The following is a 16072-nucleotide window of genomic DNA, read 5'->3' as shown; positions in this document are numbered from 1 at the left end:
GGTCAACTAAGACTTCCTGAGTTCCTTAGAAAATCGGCTGAATGCGTTAGTTATTCGTCGGTATTGGGAACTGATTTACGACGTGTATTCACTTCCATCTCCGTAGAGGTTTGCTTCGTTGGTTCCAGCTCCGTATGCCCTGCATAAGGGCGATCACTGCGAGAGCGTGTTCCGGTCAGACTGAAGCCTGAAGTGAACAAGATTAACTGTAATGCAAGAGCGTAGGGCGCAGCAACAATTCCAATCAGGTGGAGTAAGGAGCACAGCGCGATCACCAAGGAGAGTAATTTGAATACTGTACGTGCCTTATCCCGACGGGGGCTGGCCCAGAGCAGGTAACCATATATGATGGTGATCATTAGGGAAACCGCGCGAATCCATGGCAAGATGCTCTCCCATGAGTCTACAGGCACGTCCAACATCCGTTGACCTAATACCAGATCTGTAACCAGAAACCCTGTAGCCGCCAATGCGGCTGGTTCGGCTACCGGCCGAAGGAGGGTCCAGACTGCTGTGCCCCAATGATCTGCATGTGTATCCCGGCTGAGTTCATCGGATAATACGGTGCATTCTCGTTCCAGTGCTCTGTGCATGAGGCCGAGTTTGGCAGGGTCATGTTCCTTGATACAGTCACGAATCTGATCCTGTAGTTGAGGGGATAGGTAAGATGCGGCTTTGCAGGCTAACATTGCTGTGATCAGATCATTATGTTCGGGTTCCGACGGTTCATAATTCCGATTTTCCTGGATGGTAAGTTGTCCCAAGAGGGCTGTACTTATGTATAATGTATCTCGTATCCTTCGCATTCGCCTTTCGTGGCTGCGGCGAACTTCAGTGGCAGACCATATGTATATCCCCAGAAGCACAGCCATGACGCCAAGCAGCACAGCCAAAGCACCTGGGCGCGATGTTAGATCTTCAATCCAACGTTGAAACACACTTGTTCCTCCTTTGCAGCAACTTCACGTATCATGAAACACGCTTCACGTAAGCTTTCTCTCACTATTACACAGGAAGTAGATGAATTCAAGCAGAAAGGGGCACAATTCATGGATCATTTGAATATTGAACACACACCACCCGCAGCTGGGGAGTATCTTTCCCTGCGGCAGATTGCCGGCCTTAGTCCGATGAGCAGGGAAGGGGCGGAGATTGGACTACCGAATAGCCTGTTTGCCGTATGTCTGCGTGAAGAGGATATGCTGGTAGGTATGGGGCGAGTGATTGGAGATGGAGGTTGCTTTTTTCAGGTCGTCGATATTGCTGTACACCCGGATGTTCAGGGAATGGGTTATGGAAAACTGATCATGAGCGAGATCATGAATTATCTGCGTGACGTTGTGCCTGCTCGAGGTTTGGTCAGTTTGCTGGCGGATGTTCCTGCGGATCGCCTGTATGCCCAGTTTGGATTTGAGTATACTAGTCCGAAATCGGAGGGTATGTGGTGGAGACAGGGAGAATAGCGAACTAATTAAATAACCTATTCAGCGAACCTTTGGATATCCAAAGGTTTTTGCTTTACAACCATTTATTTACAGGTATAATGTAAATTATAACCAATTTACGATTTACAAATTACAAATTACAATATACAGATTCCTTGTTAAGAATGGAGGAAATGAATATGTACAATGATCAGAAAGCTCAGTTTAACCAGATGGTGGAACGATCTGTGGAGCAGGCGAACAAAAACCTTTCGGGAGCCAAGGGGGTGGTTTCCGTTCGATTAAGTCAGGAAGAGATTGATATTATTGATCAGCTTGTATTTCTTGAGTTAGCCAAAAACCGTTCTGATGCAACTGCGATGCTGATTAGGGAAGGCATACGAACACATCAGACCTTATTGAACGAGATACGCGAGTATACGGCTGAACTGGAACGGGTAAAAGCCAAGATACAACAGACCATTCGAGATTCAGGTTTAGTTACACGTCTGCATCGTAATAGTGATGATGAATCTGTTACGTACGATGGAGAGGTGCGTGAAAAAGATGAAAAGTGAGATTCGCGGCGACAGCTATCGAGCGGTTTTACGCCTTCCTTCTTTTGTAGTGCTTCTTGTCGGCAGATTGATTTCCGGCGCAGGACAGATTTTATTTTCTATGGCGACGATGTGGTATATCCTGCAATTAACGGAGTCGGCACTCGCTGCTGCGCTTATTCCGATGCTGCCTTATCTGATCTATGCATTTCTAGGTATCCCCCTGGCTACGATCAGCGATCGCCTGCCGAAGAAACAACTTTTGATCTGGACAGATATACTGCGCGCAGGGATAGCCTGTCTTCTGGCGCTTTTGTTCATGACAGGTTCCATGCTCCCTTGGCATATTTACGCAGCCAATCTGCTCATTGCGATCCTTGGATTTTTGTTTAATCCCGCTACCCAGACAGTCATCCCCGCAATTTTGCCAGAACCTACAAAACAATTAGCTCCAGCCAATGCATTGCTGAACTCTTCCTCCAAAACGATTGAATTGCTTGGATACGCCATGGGGGGGATATTGATTGCGCTCATCTCCGTTCAGTCCATCTTGTTTATCTATGCAGTTACGTTTCTGTTATCCGCCATATCCATTTTCTTTATCCGCATCCCTGTAACCAAAGTCGTGAAACAAAAAGGAGTCTCAGGTTTTGTCAAAGATAGCATGCAGGGAATTACCTTCCTGTTTTCCCGTAAAATTTTGGCCTGCTGCATTATCTTTGGAGCCATTATCAATTTTGCGGGTGCACCACTGCACATTTTCACGCCGATTTTTGCCAATATGGTGCTGCAAGCCGGACCACAAGGCTACGGTCTTCTTCAGTCAGCCTTTGCCGCTGGCAGTATTGTAGGCTCTCTGCTCAGTGGTAAATATGCCAAAAGACTCTCGCTCGCTCACTGGTTTTTGATTAGTTATCTCATCTCAGGTACAAGTTTGCTGCTCATGCCGATGTTTCCTAACCTGTATATCGCTATTGCGTGTTCTTTTTTGTTGATGTTGGGACTTGCTCTTGTGAACGTACCTTTGGTTACATCGATTCTTTTATCCACACCGGAAGAAAAAAGAGGACGTGTCATGAACAGCATGGGTGTCTTGATGAGTGGTGTTAGTAATCCGCTTGGTTTGTTACTGGGAGGATGGTTCATTGAAACGTACAACCCTTCATGGGTGTACATGGGGATTGGTACATTTGTTATTTGTATGGGCATGGCAAGCCTGTTTGTTCGACCTTTCCGTGAAGAACGGAGCAAGCGCACGAGGCAACAAACGACCTCTATGTAGTACGGAATCTGATGTCATACTGCACCTCTTTTTAGTCCGAGGAAACAAGTAATTTGACATAGTCAGGAAAAATAAATGGATTAAATGAATAATTTATGTAAAATAATTCAATTAAAAAGAAGGAAATTCAAAATTTATGTAGAATTTGGTTTATTAAGAGGGGGAGACAAATGGGAGGTAATTTATCATGGAAAACAAGGAAATTTTATCTGTACAGGATTTGATGGCACTAGAGGTTGAAGAGGATAACAACATGTTTGAGGAAACAAGCTTGTGTACAGTGTGCAGCTGGACTAGCTCACAAACAATCGTTGTTGAGAGCTAGGAACTTCTTTACACGCTCTATTCACTGAATCATTTGAAAGATAAGTCTTTGGTTTTCGCGCATTACTAAAATAATTGTACCTCCCCCTCTTACTTTATCCAAAAAGGAGTGATTCTCATTGAAATTCGCAAGTGTAACCCCCAAGAAGGACGCCTTTGAGAACGCTTTGGAACATATAATCCGGGAACTTCCCCAATCCATCCAATGGTCGAATGACGGCCATTGGATTTGTTTTAGACCGAAGGAATTAAGGCTTCCCGCGCAGGGATGGAAAATCCATATATCGGTTATTCCTGTGGAAGGAGCTGAATTGCTGCGCCGTATTGCACCTGTTCTCACAGAAAATAAAGTGCAATGGAAAGTAGTGAGCAGTGGGCTGAAACTGATTGAAACATCTAACGGTTCTATACCTCTCCCTCAGACTGGGAAGTGTGTCACCATCTACGCACGAGACGAAGAGCAGTTCTTGAAGTTACTTGAGCTCATGCATTCATGTACAGGTGATCTGGAAGGACCAGCTATTCCGACAGATCGGGCATACCTCGGCAGCCAGTGTGTATTTTACCGTTATGGTGCATTCACGGATCGTTTCTACTATGACCGTTACTCGGGTGCAAAAGTGTATGCCATCCAGAATCCTGAAGGTAAGCTGGAGGAGGATCGAAGAACACCTGGCAGGTACAAACCGGATTGGGTGAATGAACCTGAAGAGTTACTGCGCATCCAAGCCATGGAGACAAATCAGGTGACTTCTCGTCATGCCGATTCCAATAACAATGAGTTTGGTATACGAAACATTCGTGTAAGGCGTGTACTCAAGAAATCCGGCAAGGGCGGAGTATTTCTTATCTCTGGCACATCGTATGAACAGGCTGTCATGAAAGAAGCAGTCTACCGTATGCGTGTAGACGGTGGTGGGCGGTCTGCTCATGACTATCTGGATAATGAATATCGGGTGCTTGATCTGATGAAGGATACGGGGGTTACCCCACGACCGTTTGATCTGTTTAGTACTGAAAATAACCGCTACCTGATCCTGGAGTATTTTGAAAGTATCAGCTTGCGTGAATATATCCATCGCAGACATGTAGCTGTAGATTACAATCGGGCGGATATGCATCGGATGGGTGTACATATTCTGGATATGGTACAGCAATGTCACGATAAAGGGATTGTGATCAATGATCTGACGCCCAACAACATTGTTGTGCTGACGGACGGAAGTGTACGCCTGATTGATCTTGAACTGGCTTATGTTGGAAGTGATGAGAACCAGGCCGATCCATTGACCGGGCATACTCCGGGTTATGTGCCACGAGGGCGTGAGCACAGCAGGCGCTCCAGTTATGCGGATGATCTGTATGCACTGGGAGCCGTCTTTTATTACATGGCTTCATCCATCGACCCCTATCTGAAATATCGGCAATCTCATCTGGAAGCTGCACAAGCTTATCTGGATCATCAAAGTAATACACAACTTCGTGGCTTGGGAAGTCTGGGTATTGAGATCATGTCTGGCGGATATGTGAAGTTATCAGAAATTCGTGAAACGTTGGTTGCATTACTGGAGCAGCAAGAGGTCCATTCAGGAGGAAGCAGGGATGTAATAGAGAAGGATGAATGCAATATGGAGCCAGAAGAAGTGCTCCGTCAGGCGGAGCGTATGGTAAACACACTGTATACTTCTCTTGATTTCAATAGTCCCCATCAACTGTTCCCCGAAAACAGCATGAGCAAGATGTTTCACCCGGCGAACTTTAACTTTGGCTGGACAGGGATGATTTTTGGTTTTAATCAGCTTGGTCAGATTACAGAGAACAGACAATACCATCAATATGCGTATGAAGTGTTGGAATGGATTTTGACGAATCACCCCTACGTTCCAGATGAGACACCTGTAGCATTATACTTTGGATATGGCGCTGTCCCCTGGGCAATGGCAGAGACGGCTGAACAGATAAATGATCCATCGCTGCTTCAACGTGCAGAGGATCTGGCATTGGAAATCACCTTACATGATCCGGTGCAGACCAATATTAGTCATGGAGCTGCGGGTTTGGGACTGATGCTGCTTGAAATATACCGTATTGGAGGCCGCCCTGAACTTCTGACCAGAGCAGAGGAACTGGGTGTCTATATTTTGGAACAAGAAGAGCAGACAGACGAATCATTGAGTTTGTGGAAAGTAAAAGATAAATCGGACCAAAAAGGTCATCATTCCCTTGGATTCTCTCATGGTATTGCAGGCATCGGGTATTATCTACTCGCCTTGGCAAAGCGTACAGGGAAGGAAGCGTACTATTCTGCTGTGAAGCGAATTGTACATACACTTGATCGTACAAGTCATGGAGGGCAGAATGGCGTGAGTCTGTGGCCCGCATCGCCGGAAAAACCGGATACACTCTGGGTGCACTGGTGTAATGGATCGGCGGGTATTGGTCGATTTCTAATGGCAGCGGCTGATATTTTGCAAGATCCCCTCTGTACCAGACTGGGACTTCAAGCAGCAGATGCAGTGGCACAGGCGACGGTATTTGCTTCTTTTGGGCAGTGTCACGGAATTGCAGGTAACGGAGATTTTCTGCTCTTGGCCAATCGTAGGTTCCCAGGAAGGTATGAAACCAAACTAGCGGAATACACACAGAGCTTACATGTATTGCGCAGTGATCAACGGGAGGACATATGGATGTGGCCTCTGGAGGACATGGAGTCCTTCTCCCCGGATTATATGACAGGTTATATGGGGATCTATACATTCCTGCTACGCCGGTTTTATCCGTCTGTTGCATCCGAACCACTGGTTTACTCAGGTTTTGATTATGGCAGGGAGGGAAAAGTGTATGATGCTAACATCCATGTCTGAACTTCTGCCGCAATGTCAGCATGAATCGGGAAAGACGGGTGATCGCTATTATGCCGTTGAACCTGAAAATGAGGATATCCTGTCTTCGCTCATGGTAATTGATCAGGGAGAAGGGCAGTATACACTGGATTTATGGAGTGAAGCGCATTCCAATTCTTATTGGGAAGATCGAATGTCATCTATTTTGGACAAAATGACATGGTCTTCTCTCTATGCAACCACTCCTGCTTCATTTCCGTGGGAGAAGATTGGATACCGGGCAGATGTTCTGGCCCATCGATACCGGTTTTTCGGCAAGCTGAAGGACGTTCCTGTGCCGGCGGCTATGCCTAATGAAGACGCGGTTTGGATGTCTGCGGAGGGGCAGGCGGATTCTCTGGCACACTTGCTCCAGGACAGTGATCCTACCTGTCCAAGTTGGGAAGCAGCTCGTCAAGCTATCCGAGATATTGATGAGGGTGTGTATGGCAGGTTGCTGAAGGGTTCCGGCCTTGTGGAACTGGAGGGAAGGAAGATCGGGGGCTGCCTGTTAAGCGATGAGTTCGGCAGTATGCTCCTTGCTCATATCTTCACGATACCTGAAGCGAAACGTCAAGGTTGGGCCTGTTGGCTTGCTGCCTATGGCTTCCATCGGTGCAGTTCAGATCCGGATCAGCGGATTAAAGCCTCACTGGATGCAAACAACCGGGGCAGTTATCAATTGATGAAGGCACTGAATTTACAACAGGTACCTGAACTTATACACGTATGCCGGATCACGAAAGTGAGTGAGCTTTCATGATGCCTGTCCCCCTGGAAAGTACGGATTATCACGATCTGAGAAGTAAATGGTTTCGTGTGAGTCATGAACCCGGGTTGTTTGTCGTTGAAGGGGCATCGGATGCAGTGAAAGATGAAATTAAAAAATTGAGAATGCATTGGCAAGATAAAGCTATTCAAATTGCGGTAGATGATCCGTATGCTACTCTACCGCTGATCTATCAATTAAATCCGGTTAAACCCATAGATGACCTTGTAGCATGTAAAAATGCATTATTGAGATTCCAAAGATCAGGGTGGACACCTGGCAATAGGAAATGGGTTCTGGTTGAAGTATCTTCCTACCTCCACCCTGCGGATCTGGGAGCCATCCACTATATCCTGTATCGACAGAAATTAAGGGGAGTAAGTGTCGTACTTTTTTTTCATCGATATCCAACCATAGCGAGCAATCCTGAGGACATAGCCAAACTTCCGGTATCCCTTGTCAGGGATACACCTGATCAGACCCGACGTTTGTTAGAGGAACATTTACAGATGGTAAGCAATGATAAAGGGAAGGAGAAAGAGGCCGCATTGGCACTCTATAACAGGCTGGCCTGGATTTTGTTGTCCAAATCGGATAATCCGGCCCGTTACAGGTCCTGTTTTCATTTCTTTGAACATAATTCGTTATTTCAACGGTTGTCAGTGACACAGCAGGCAGTGCTCTGGTTTGAGCTGGGGCAGCTGTTGACCAAAAACGGAAAGCGTTATGCCGAAGCACGACACTGTTATTCGAAAGCTCGGGAGATCCTTGCCCATGAAGAACTAACTGAAACGTATCGTGCCGGGAAATGGGCTGCGCTTGATAATGGTGAAGCATTAATTGAGATGCAGGAGGGCAATGTAGAACGTGCAATTATGTTGGAGCGCCAGGCCGGACAGCGTATACGACAACTTCCTGAGGGACCCGATCAGCGAGTTTTTCAGATTCAGACACTACTCAATATTGCGGGGTTGCAGCTCCGGGCGGGGCACTATGCAGAGGCAGGTAAGACGTTGCTGGCTGCGGAGAAGCGATGTGTTGATACGTACGCAGATTGGCTGGGGCATGTGCTGCAATTAAAAATGGTATTACATCAACAGCTTGGTGAGCAGGAGCAGGAATATGAACTGTTGATTCAAGTGTTACGTATGAAGACAAACACGGTTCATTCCAAACTGCTTGGTCGTGCGGTGGAAATCGCCGGGGCGCTCATTACTCAGGGGTTAGAGGAACAGGCATCCCGGGTGTACCGCCTGTTGATGAAGGGGCTACCGGTTGCCAGTCTGCCACAGATCAGGTTGATTCGGGAAACGTTAGGCAGATTGGGGACAGTTACACCTATAGATGCATACACGCAAGATCAGTATATCAATCAACTGGAATTACAGTTGGAGGGATGGGGGCAGTTAAAGCACTGGAATGAGAGGAGGAAATCGGGTTGGGCGATCCATTCCTGACACGGATGAGTGTGAATAAGGAACGCACTAGTATGCTTTTGGGCTATGATGACAATACATGCGAATGGTGCAGTATTGATGATACAGGCCGCATTGATGGCAGGCAGAGCCTTACTGAACACGGGACAGCATCAGAGCAGCACACGCAGCATATGCAGTTCATTGGCAAGAATCAGGTTCTGGTGATTACACAGGACAAGGCGGGGAAATGGCTTCATATATACGAGAATGAGGAGCATGCAATTCTGGTTCAGAGCCGATATGTGAAGTTTCCATTTCCTGTGATGCAAGCTGCTCGGCAAGAGGACCAATTACTCCTGCTGTTTTCCATTAGACATCGGTCAGGCTCTGTTCGTATAGGTCTTTATGATCCGGACAAGGATGAAGCGAGATGGGTTACTCCTGATCTGGATCAGCCGCAATTTGTATTCTGGTCTGCAACCACACGAGAGGTTGGCGTAAACGTTGGTGGATTCGGAAGAGTGTATTCGTATTCTGAAGACATCCTTCCATCGTCCGAAATCCCCTATACGGAGTATGCCTACCCTGTGATGGATAAGCAGGGTGACCTCGTAGCGGTATCCATTCCTGTGGAAGATGGCTTCCAGCCCGGATGGATCAGGCAGGGAGAGGATCTGGTACATGAATGTTCAAGGGATAGCCAACCCTTTTCTGAACTGATCAGAATGCAACTCGATCCAGATCAACCGCTCGTGCTCTGTGAAGGGATAACCTCTGGCAGATGGCAATATGTTCAATATACATTGGACAGAGAGAAGAGATTTGAGCTGTGTGATTATCCGGGAATCCTGACACAGGCTGTGCTCAGCAGGGACAGGCAGGGATTGATCGGAAAATATGAATCTATCGTCCGCCCTCCAGCGCCGGGATTATACCGATTTTTAGAGCAAATCAGTACGATTACCTCTTTTCCTGTTGAGAGCGATGAGAGAATTGACAACCATCTTGACGAGGAACCAGATGTAATCTATGGAAGGATTCGTTATGGACAGGATGTGATTCCGTATATGGACATGCACCCGGAGGGTGCTGAACAGGTGGCTATCTATCTCCATGGGGGGCCTCATAATTGCCTGTTTGACAGCTTTAGTCCGGTCATCAGAGGATTATATCAGGCAGGAGTGCGTGTCATTGGGCTGAACTATCCCGGCAGTTCAGGGTTTGGCACGGATTACAAGATGCGCATTCAGAACGACTGGGGCGGCGTGGATGCAGATGTCATCCAGTTCATGCGGGAGCAGATGTTATCTTCCTATTCAAACGTCTCTCTATATGGCGTGAGCTATGGGGCTTATCTGGCATTGCTGGTAGCAGGTAAAAGTCCGGCGCTATGGAGTAATGTGGTTGCCTGTGCACCGTTCACGGATCTGGAAGGACTATACAACGGTGGCGGAGCGAAGCTGAGATCATTCTTGCAAACGGAAATTGGTGAGCTGTTGCATGATCCATCTGCTCTGCGGGATCGAAGTCCAACAGCTTATATATCCGGGCTCAGTAAGGTGGATATTCAATTTATTCATGGGCAAGAGGATCAATTGTGCCCTGTAGAGCAGACGGAAAGATTGCATCGGGACATTATGGAAAACAAGCGGTTGTCTGGAGCTGTAGGCAGGATTGAGCTTCATATTGTACAGGATATGGCACATGAGGCTTATTCGGAGCGAATCTGGGCGCAGAAGGCTGTTGATTTTCTAACCTACAGTAGAGTCTCCACGTAAGATAAATACGTGATGTTGAAGCCGCAAATGCGGCTTTTTTGGCGATGGTTAAGGTAATGATAGGGAACGGAAAAGTGGTGGGTGAAGTGTTATCCGTGGCCTGGTGCATAGTATCAGAGGTTAAATGAATAACATTAACGTTTACAAGATGTCACATCCGGTTTAAGATGGCGTGAGCCGTTTAAGGTATATAACAATGGGATTAAGTATTAAAATAACGGTAAGTTGTTGAGATAATATCTATAGAAAAGAGGGAATTGATATGAAAGTAGCCATTTTTGGAGCAACTGGCGCGATTGGCAAGACGATACTGTGGGAGCTGATGGATCGTGGACATGAAGTGACAGCGGTGGTACGTGATCCATCCAAAATTGAGATGGTGCATGAGCGTTTGCGTATAGAACAGGGAGATCTGCTTAACCCGGATCAGGTGGCTGATTTTGCAGCGGGTCAGGAAGCGGTTGTGAGTGCATATGGGCCGAAATTCGGTGGAGAAGAAGAGATGCTGGAAGTGACACGTTCGTTGATCGAGGGTGTGCGCCGGGGAAAAGCAGGACGTCTGGTTGTAGTGGGTGGAGCGGGAAGTTTGCTCACTGATTCCGGTGATATGCTGATGGATACGCCGGGATTCCCGGAAGAAGTCAAACCGCTGGCGAAAGCACATGCAGATGCATATGAACTGATTGAAGCATCGGGTATTCATTGGACTTACATGAGCCCTGCTGCGACAATCACAACAGGACGTCGGACAGGTCAGTTCCGAGTAGGGATGAACCGTGTGATCACGGATGATATCGGGGAAAGCTCAATTTCCGTTGGTGATTTTGCAGCGGCTTTGGTGGACGAACTGGACGATCCGCAGTTTATTCAGGCGCGGTTTACGGTGGGGTATTAAGCGTAGACAAACAGTCTGGGGCTGAATATTCTATGGCTCGTATACACGATCATTAGAGTTTCGGTTGATGCATGAAATGCATGGTGGCAACTGGATGAGATAAAGGGAATGTTAGCGATACACATATAGGATGCGGGTTTCAGGTGCGAAATTGTTGCTTTTAAGTATGAGATGAGCTTGCACGGGAGGGATGACCGTTGTTTATCGTAACTGCTGAACAGATGAGAGCTGTGGACGAGCATACGATTCATCAGCTTGGTATTCCAGCAGCCAGTCTGATGGAGAATGCGGGCCGCGCCATAGCCGAGGAAGTAATCAAGCTGTGCCGGGAAGGGCAGGAAGCAGGCTGGCTTGCGAATTCAGGGCAGCTTGGTTATAGCAGCAAGGAGGCAGGTGCGAGGCGGGCACACACCGGACCAGGCGATCGGGAAGGTTATGGTGGCGACATCATCGCCGATCCGGCGCTGGTGATGGAGCGCCCGGGAGATCAGCAGTGGTACCTGCTGATCGGCAAGGGCAATAATGGCGGCGATGGGCTGGTGGCCGCGCGCCATTTGGTTGAAGCAGGGCTTGGCGTGACATTGGTCTACGCCGATGCCCCTGAGGCACTGCAGGGCGAAGCCGCAGTGCAACGGGATGCCGCCGCGAAGCTCGGCATCCCTGCTCTTGTCCACGGGCGCGAAGCCGTGGACTTCAGCCGGTGCACAGGCATCGTGGATGCGCTGCTGGGCACCGGCTCGCGGGGGGCGCCGCGGGGAGCTTACGCGGCGCTGGTTAAGGCGGCGAACGACAGCGGCAAGCCGATCGTGTCCGCCGATGTGCCAAGCGGGCTGGATGCCGACACTGGAGAGGTGTACGAACCCTGCATTCAAGCCCGGGTGACGGTATGCCTCGCGCTGCTCAAGCGCGGGCTGGTGCAGTACCCGGGCGCTTCTGCCGCGGGGCGCATTGTGGTGCGCGCCATCGGCATTCCCGCGCGGCTTGCGCCAGAGCATGGCCCCTCGGTCCGTCTGCTGACGGACGAGGTGCTGCGCGGTGCGCTGCGCGTGGATACAGGCCGCCTCCGGGCACCGGACGGCCATAAGGGCACCTACGGCCACGTATTGCTGGCCGCAGGAAGTCTGCCGATGAGCGGCGCAGGCCTGCTCTCGGCCAAGGCCGCGCTGCGCGTGGGTTGCGGGCTCGCCACATGGGCGCTGCCCGCGGCACTGCTGCCGCATGTCATCGGCACTGTGCCCGAGCTCATGCTCGCTGCCGCCGCCGATGGCGACAGCGGCGAATGGAACGCGGCTTCCGCCTCCGCCGTGCTGCGTCTCGCGGAGAGCCGCGACGTGCTTGCGACCGGCCCGGGCCTTGGTCGCTTCAAGGGCGACACAGACTGGCTGCGCCGTCTGTGGCAACATACGGATCGTCCGCTCGTCATTGACGCGGACGCCCTCAACATGCTGGCAGACGCGGGCCCACATGGGCCTCGCGACTGGGGCCAGCGAAGTGCGGCGACAATCCTGACGCCGCACCCTGGCGAGATGGGTCGACTGCTGGGCATGTCGACCCAAGAGGTGCAGCGTGACCGCATTGGACACGCTGCCCAGTACGCCCGCGAGCAGGGCGTGACCCTTGTGCTCAAGGGAGCACGAACGGTCATCGCAACGCCATCTGGCGAGGCGTACATCAACACCACCGGGCACGCCGGCATGGCGACTGGCGGTGCCGGAGACGTATTGACCGGCATCATCGCCGGTCTGCTTGCCCAAGGTCTCAGCGCGGAGCAAGCCGCCGCGTTCGGCGTATATCTCCACGGACAGGCCGCCGAACGAGCAGCACTGCTGCGCGGTGATCCATCGTCCCTGCTGGCGGGAGACATCATCGACGCACTCTGAGGATGGGGGAGGTGAAGGGCAGGTTCGCTGTTTTGGATAACTAACTGTCTATGACGCTTCATTTCCAAACCGCAAGTGACCCGACGAGCCAGTGTTCCAGCACACTAAAAGTAGGCGAGTGCATATTGCTCACTGTCCATTGTTGAGTACCAGGTACTCAGTATTCAATGCTCAATCTCGAGGGTCACTTCTCCATGCCCAATGCTCATGCATCAATTCTCAAATGCTCAACATCCAACAACCAATACCCAACACAAATGATCAATGCCCAGGGTCATAATGAACCTGAGACACCTTATATCACGTTTTACATGGAGGAGCAAAAGCTAACGAACCCTATCCACGTTATTTCTGTGTATTTCAGAGAAAACACTCGAAAAACCGGGCTAAATCAGGAAATAGAGCGCCTGAGATTCGTTAGATTTTATAATCCCCAATTAATCGCCCAATAAGGCTTGCTAGGTTCGTTACACTTTTGGATCTGAAACGTTGATGTCTTGTTATCTATATAAGTTGTTGAACTAACAGACCATGCACACTGGACATTCCGAGGACAGAACAACCTTCCGATCGCTGTTAACCCTATTAACCCCAGAATTTTAGGATTCCTTTTATAAAGGGGGAAATCAGGGATAGCGTATGCTTCCGAAGTAGCTTTCTTTCAGAAAGCTCCAAGGGTAGCCTATACTTCCGAAGCAACTTTCTTTCAGAAAGCCCTTAGGCGTAGCGTACGTTTCCGATCTCGTTTTCTTACAGAAAATTTGTAGTTACGCTTCTTATTATCTTTCTGTCCTTTCGGTTTCGTGGAAATGTTTAGTACAATTGATATACTTTCTTATCGTCAAAACGAAAAAAATCTCAGATGAAACCACGATTAGCTACTAAAAAGGGGAGCCCTGTCATAATTCATGACGGAGGCTCCCCTTTATTGGTTTGTATGTTCACACTGCATGATCTAGGCTCACCTATAACCTACCTATAGCGTGCCTATAACCAGTATCTAACAGCATCTAACAGCACCTAACAGCACCTAACAGCATATAAACTACATCCAACCTACATCTGACCAGCATCCAACCTACCTCTTCACCCTTGTCATGAAGCAGGGCACTTCGGTCTGGGATGCACGCAGCCCGAATTCTTCGGCCAACTTGCTTACAGCCCGAATTATCCCGACATCCTGCCTACAGCCGGAATCGGAGCAGTTCCTGATGCATCTCCGCACTGATATCACGCAGTGACTTCACCTTGATGCTTGCATCAGCGAAGGAACGTTGTTGTTCCGACGTGGAGGCGGTGATCTCTTCACTGCTGGCCGCCGACTGCTCCGTGATGGCGCTGATATTTTCAATGGTCTGTTGCACCTGTGTACTGAGTTCATTGGAGTGCTGCATGTCCTCAGCAAGCTGGTGGATACCCGTACTAATGCGCTCCACACTTCCACGAATGGCAGAGAAGGATTCACGAGTCTGGCTGGTGGCTTGTTCCTGTTCACCGAATAGCTGCATGCTCTGTGCTACAGAGTTCTTCACCTTGTCCATGGAGGTCGTGATTTCGCCCACGGCGGCATAGATATGCTTGACTGATTGCGCAGATTGTTCGGCGAGTTTGTTCACCTCGCCGGCAACAACAGCGAAGCCACGTCCGGCTTCTCCAGCGCGAGCAGCCTCTATGGAGGCATTCAACGAGAGCATGGTCGTTTGTTTGGCAATCTCCGATACATACGCAGTCATTGTAGTGATTCGAACCGCGCTTTCTTCCAGTTCCCGCACCGTTTGTTCCACCTCGGACATCGCCAGACGATTCACTTCGGCAAGCCGGAGCTGCTCCGCTACAGCCTTATTGCCTTCCTCAACGGTAGTTAATACTTCGCGACCATCGATTACCGATTGGGAGGTGGCCTCCAGATTACTATTGAAGGTAGACTGCATTTTGTCCACAACCATCACCGTTTCACTCAGATCCTCGGCAATCTTCTGACTACCAATTGAGAGTTCCTCCGTGGTGCGGGATACTTGCTGCACGATCGCTTGGGCCGTATCGTTGCCGCGGTCAATATCTTGCGCCATCAGATCAACACGATGACCAGCTGCACCGATCGATTGAATAATACCGCGAATATTATGGGTCATGATACCGAAGGAGCGGCTCAGATCATCGAGTTCATCTTTACCCCGAGCTTCTGGCAATTGTCCGGTAAGGTCACCGTCTGCAATTTGTCCCGCGGCGTCTTTGAGTGTACGAATACGCCGGGCGATCTGCCGTGAAGTATACATATTAAACAGCATTACGGCGACGAGCAATACGATGGCTCCACCAAGAGCGATTTGCCACGTTTGCTGAATGTCATGCTCCAAATCGACGGTATATTGATCATAACGATCTCGCGTTATTTCATCCAACGAATAAATATCGTTCTGTATGCCCCGAACCCGCGTGCTGTAACGCTTGGCTTCTGCACTGTTCATCTCGGTCATTGCTTCGGTAGCTCCCTGGTTCAGAGCTTCTAATTTGGTCTGGATGGACTGAATGAGTTGTAATTGCTGATCCGTTTCCAGTAATCCGTCCGTAAGCTCCTGAATCATCATTTGACCTTCATCCAGCAAGCGCAGCACGGCGTCTTGGTTACCTGCTGTCATGGAGAAGGAATAGACATCCAGCGCCTGCTGGGTCTGAATCTGATTGGCATCCAGTTCACTAACCTTGAGCATGGCAGGTACCAGATTTTGATTTTTGGCATTCATCCCGAGCAATTCCATGATGATATAGGCTACCAGCGCAAGGCATAGAAGTAGCGAGATTAGAGCATTCAGTATCAGTTTTCCCTGTAATTTCATGTGCGTACCTCCTTGTAACCGATGGG

12 protein-coding genes are annotated in these 16072 nt (G+C 49.2%); 10 read left to right on the top strand and 2 right to left on the bottom strand.

Going from position 1 to position 16072, the window contains the following annotated elements; genetic code table 11:
• Positions 1 to 50 precede the first annotated feature (50 nt).
• A complete protein-coding gene (locus MKY73_RS27010; RefSeq protein WP_339304429.1) occupies positions 51 to 938 on the bottom strand; it encodes a hypothetical protein in 888 nt (295 codons plus the stop codon).
• A gap of 111 nt (positions 939 to 1049) precedes the next feature.
• Here MKY73_RS27010 and MKY73_RS27005 point away from each other — a divergent pair, with 111 nt between their 5' ends.
• The 10 genes from MKY73_RS27005 (at position 1050) to MKY73_RS26960 (ending at position 13209) form a co-directional block, all read left to right on the top strand.
• Complete coding sequence (locus MKY73_RS27005) at positions 1050 to 1463, top strand: GNAT family N-acetyltransferase (protein ID WP_339304427.1); 414 nt, start codon at positions 1050 to 1052, stop codon at positions 1461 to 1463.
• Between the two features lie 161 nt (positions 1464 to 1624).
• Positions 1625 to 2002: a hypothetical protein gene (locus MKY73_RS27000; RefSeq protein ID WP_124117895.1), complete on the top strand. Its 378-nt coding sequence runs from the start codon at positions 1625 to 1627 to the stop codon at positions 2000 to 2002.
• The gene (locus MKY73_RS26995) at positions 1992 to 3263 is read left to right on the top strand and encodes an MFS transporter (protein WP_339308770.1); all 1272 of its coding nucleotides are present in this window, start codon (positions 1992 to 1994) and stop codon (positions 3261 to 3263) included. Before MKY73_RS27000 ends, MKY73_RS26995 begins: the two co-directional genes overlap by 11 nt.
• 187 nt (positions 3264 to 3450) lie before the next feature.
• A complete protein-coding gene (locus MKY73_RS26990; protein WP_161799395.1) occupies positions 3451 to 3588 on the top strand; it encodes a hypothetical protein in 138 nt (45 codons plus the stop codon).
• A 118-nt stretch (positions 3589 to 3706) separates the two neighbouring features.
• Positions 3707 to 6451, top strand: a complete 2745-nt coding sequence (locus tag MKY73_RS26985; RefSeq protein ID WP_339304424.1) for a lanthionine synthetase LanC family protein — start codon at positions 3707 to 3709, stop codon at positions 6449 to 6451.
• A complete protein-coding gene (locus MKY73_RS26980) occupies positions 6429 to 7232 on the top strand; it encodes a hypothetical protein (RefSeq protein WP_339304422.1) in 804 nt (267 codons plus the stop codon). Before MKY73_RS26985 ends, MKY73_RS26980 begins: the two co-directional genes overlap by 23 nt.
• The gene (locus tag MKY73_RS26975; protein ID WP_339304420.1) at positions 7229 to 8695 is read left to right on the top strand and encodes a hypothetical protein; all 1467 of its coding nucleotides are present in this window, start codon (positions 7229 to 7231) and stop codon (positions 8693 to 8695) included. Before MKY73_RS26980 ends, MKY73_RS26975 begins: the two co-directional genes overlap by 4 nt.
• Positions 8677 to 10434 (top strand): prolyl oligopeptidase family serine peptidase, encoded by a 1758-nt coding sequence (locus tag MKY73_RS26970; protein WP_339304418.1) that lies wholly within the window; start codon positions 8677 to 8679, stop codon positions 10432 to 10434. Before MKY73_RS26975 ends, MKY73_RS26970 begins: the two co-directional genes overlap by 19 nt.
• Positions 10435 to 10696: 262 nt before the next feature.
• The gene (locus tag MKY73_RS26965) at positions 10697 to 11329 is read left to right on the top strand and encodes an NAD(P)H-binding protein (protein ID WP_339304416.1); all 633 of its coding nucleotides are present in this window, start codon (positions 10697 to 10699) and stop codon (positions 11327 to 11329) included.
• A gap of 197 nt (positions 11330 to 11526) precedes the next feature.
• A complete protein-coding gene (locus MKY73_RS26960) occupies positions 11527 to 13209 on the top strand; it encodes an NAD(P)H-hydrate dehydratase (protein ID WP_339304414.1) in 1683 nt (560 codons plus the stop codon).
• 1184 nt (positions 13210 to 14393) lie between these two features.
• Here the strand turns inward: MKY73_RS26960 and MKY73_RS26955 are convergent.
• Positions 14394 to 16046: a methyl-accepting chemotaxis protein gene (locus MKY73_RS26955; protein WP_339304412.1), complete on the bottom strand. Its 1653-nt coding sequence runs from the start codon at positions 16044 to 16046 to the stop codon at positions 14394 to 14396.
• Positions 16047 to 16072: the final 26 nt, after the last annotated feature.

Source organism: Paenibacillus sp. FSL R5-0519 (assembly GCF_037974275.1).
In the GTDB taxonomy this organism is placed as follows: domain Bacteria; phylum Bacillota; class Bacilli; order Paenibacillales; family Paenibacillaceae; genus Paenibacillus.
The sequence above is the reverse complement of the archived record's forward strand: the minus strand, read 5'-3'. Positions and strand labels throughout refer to the sequence as shown.

Coding starts and splice junctions, on each gene's coding strand:
- MKY73_RS27005 (WP_339304427.1), top strand. CDS start 1,050: ATGGATCATTTGAATATTGAACACACACCACCCGCAGCTGGGGAGTAT.
- MKY73_RS27000 (WP_124117895.1), top strand. CDS start 1,625: ATGTACAATGATCAGAAAGCTCAGTTTAACCAGATGGTGGAACGATCT.
- MKY73_RS26995 (WP_339308770.1), top strand. CDS start 1,992: ATGAAAAGTGAGATTCGCGGCGACAGCTATCGAGCGGTTTTACGCCTT.
- MKY73_RS26990 (WP_161799395.1), top strand. CDS start 3,451: ATGGAAAACAAGGAAATTTTATCTGTACAGGATTTGATGGCACTAGAG.
- MKY73_RS26980 (WP_339304422.1), top strand. CDS start 6,429: ATGATGCTAACATCCATGTCTGAACTTCTGCCGCAATGTCAGCATGAA.
- MKY73_RS26975 (WP_339304420.1), top strand. CDS start 7,229: ATGATGCCTGTCCCCCTGGAAAGTACGGATTATCACGATCTGAGAAGT.
- MKY73_RS26965 (WP_339304416.1), top strand. CDS start 10,697: ATGAAAGTAGCCATTTTTGGAGCAACTGGCGCGATTGGCAAGACGATA.
- MKY73_RS26955 (WP_339304412.1), bottom strand. CDS start 16,046: ATGAAATTACAGGGAAAACTGATACTGAATGCTCTAATCTCGCTACTT.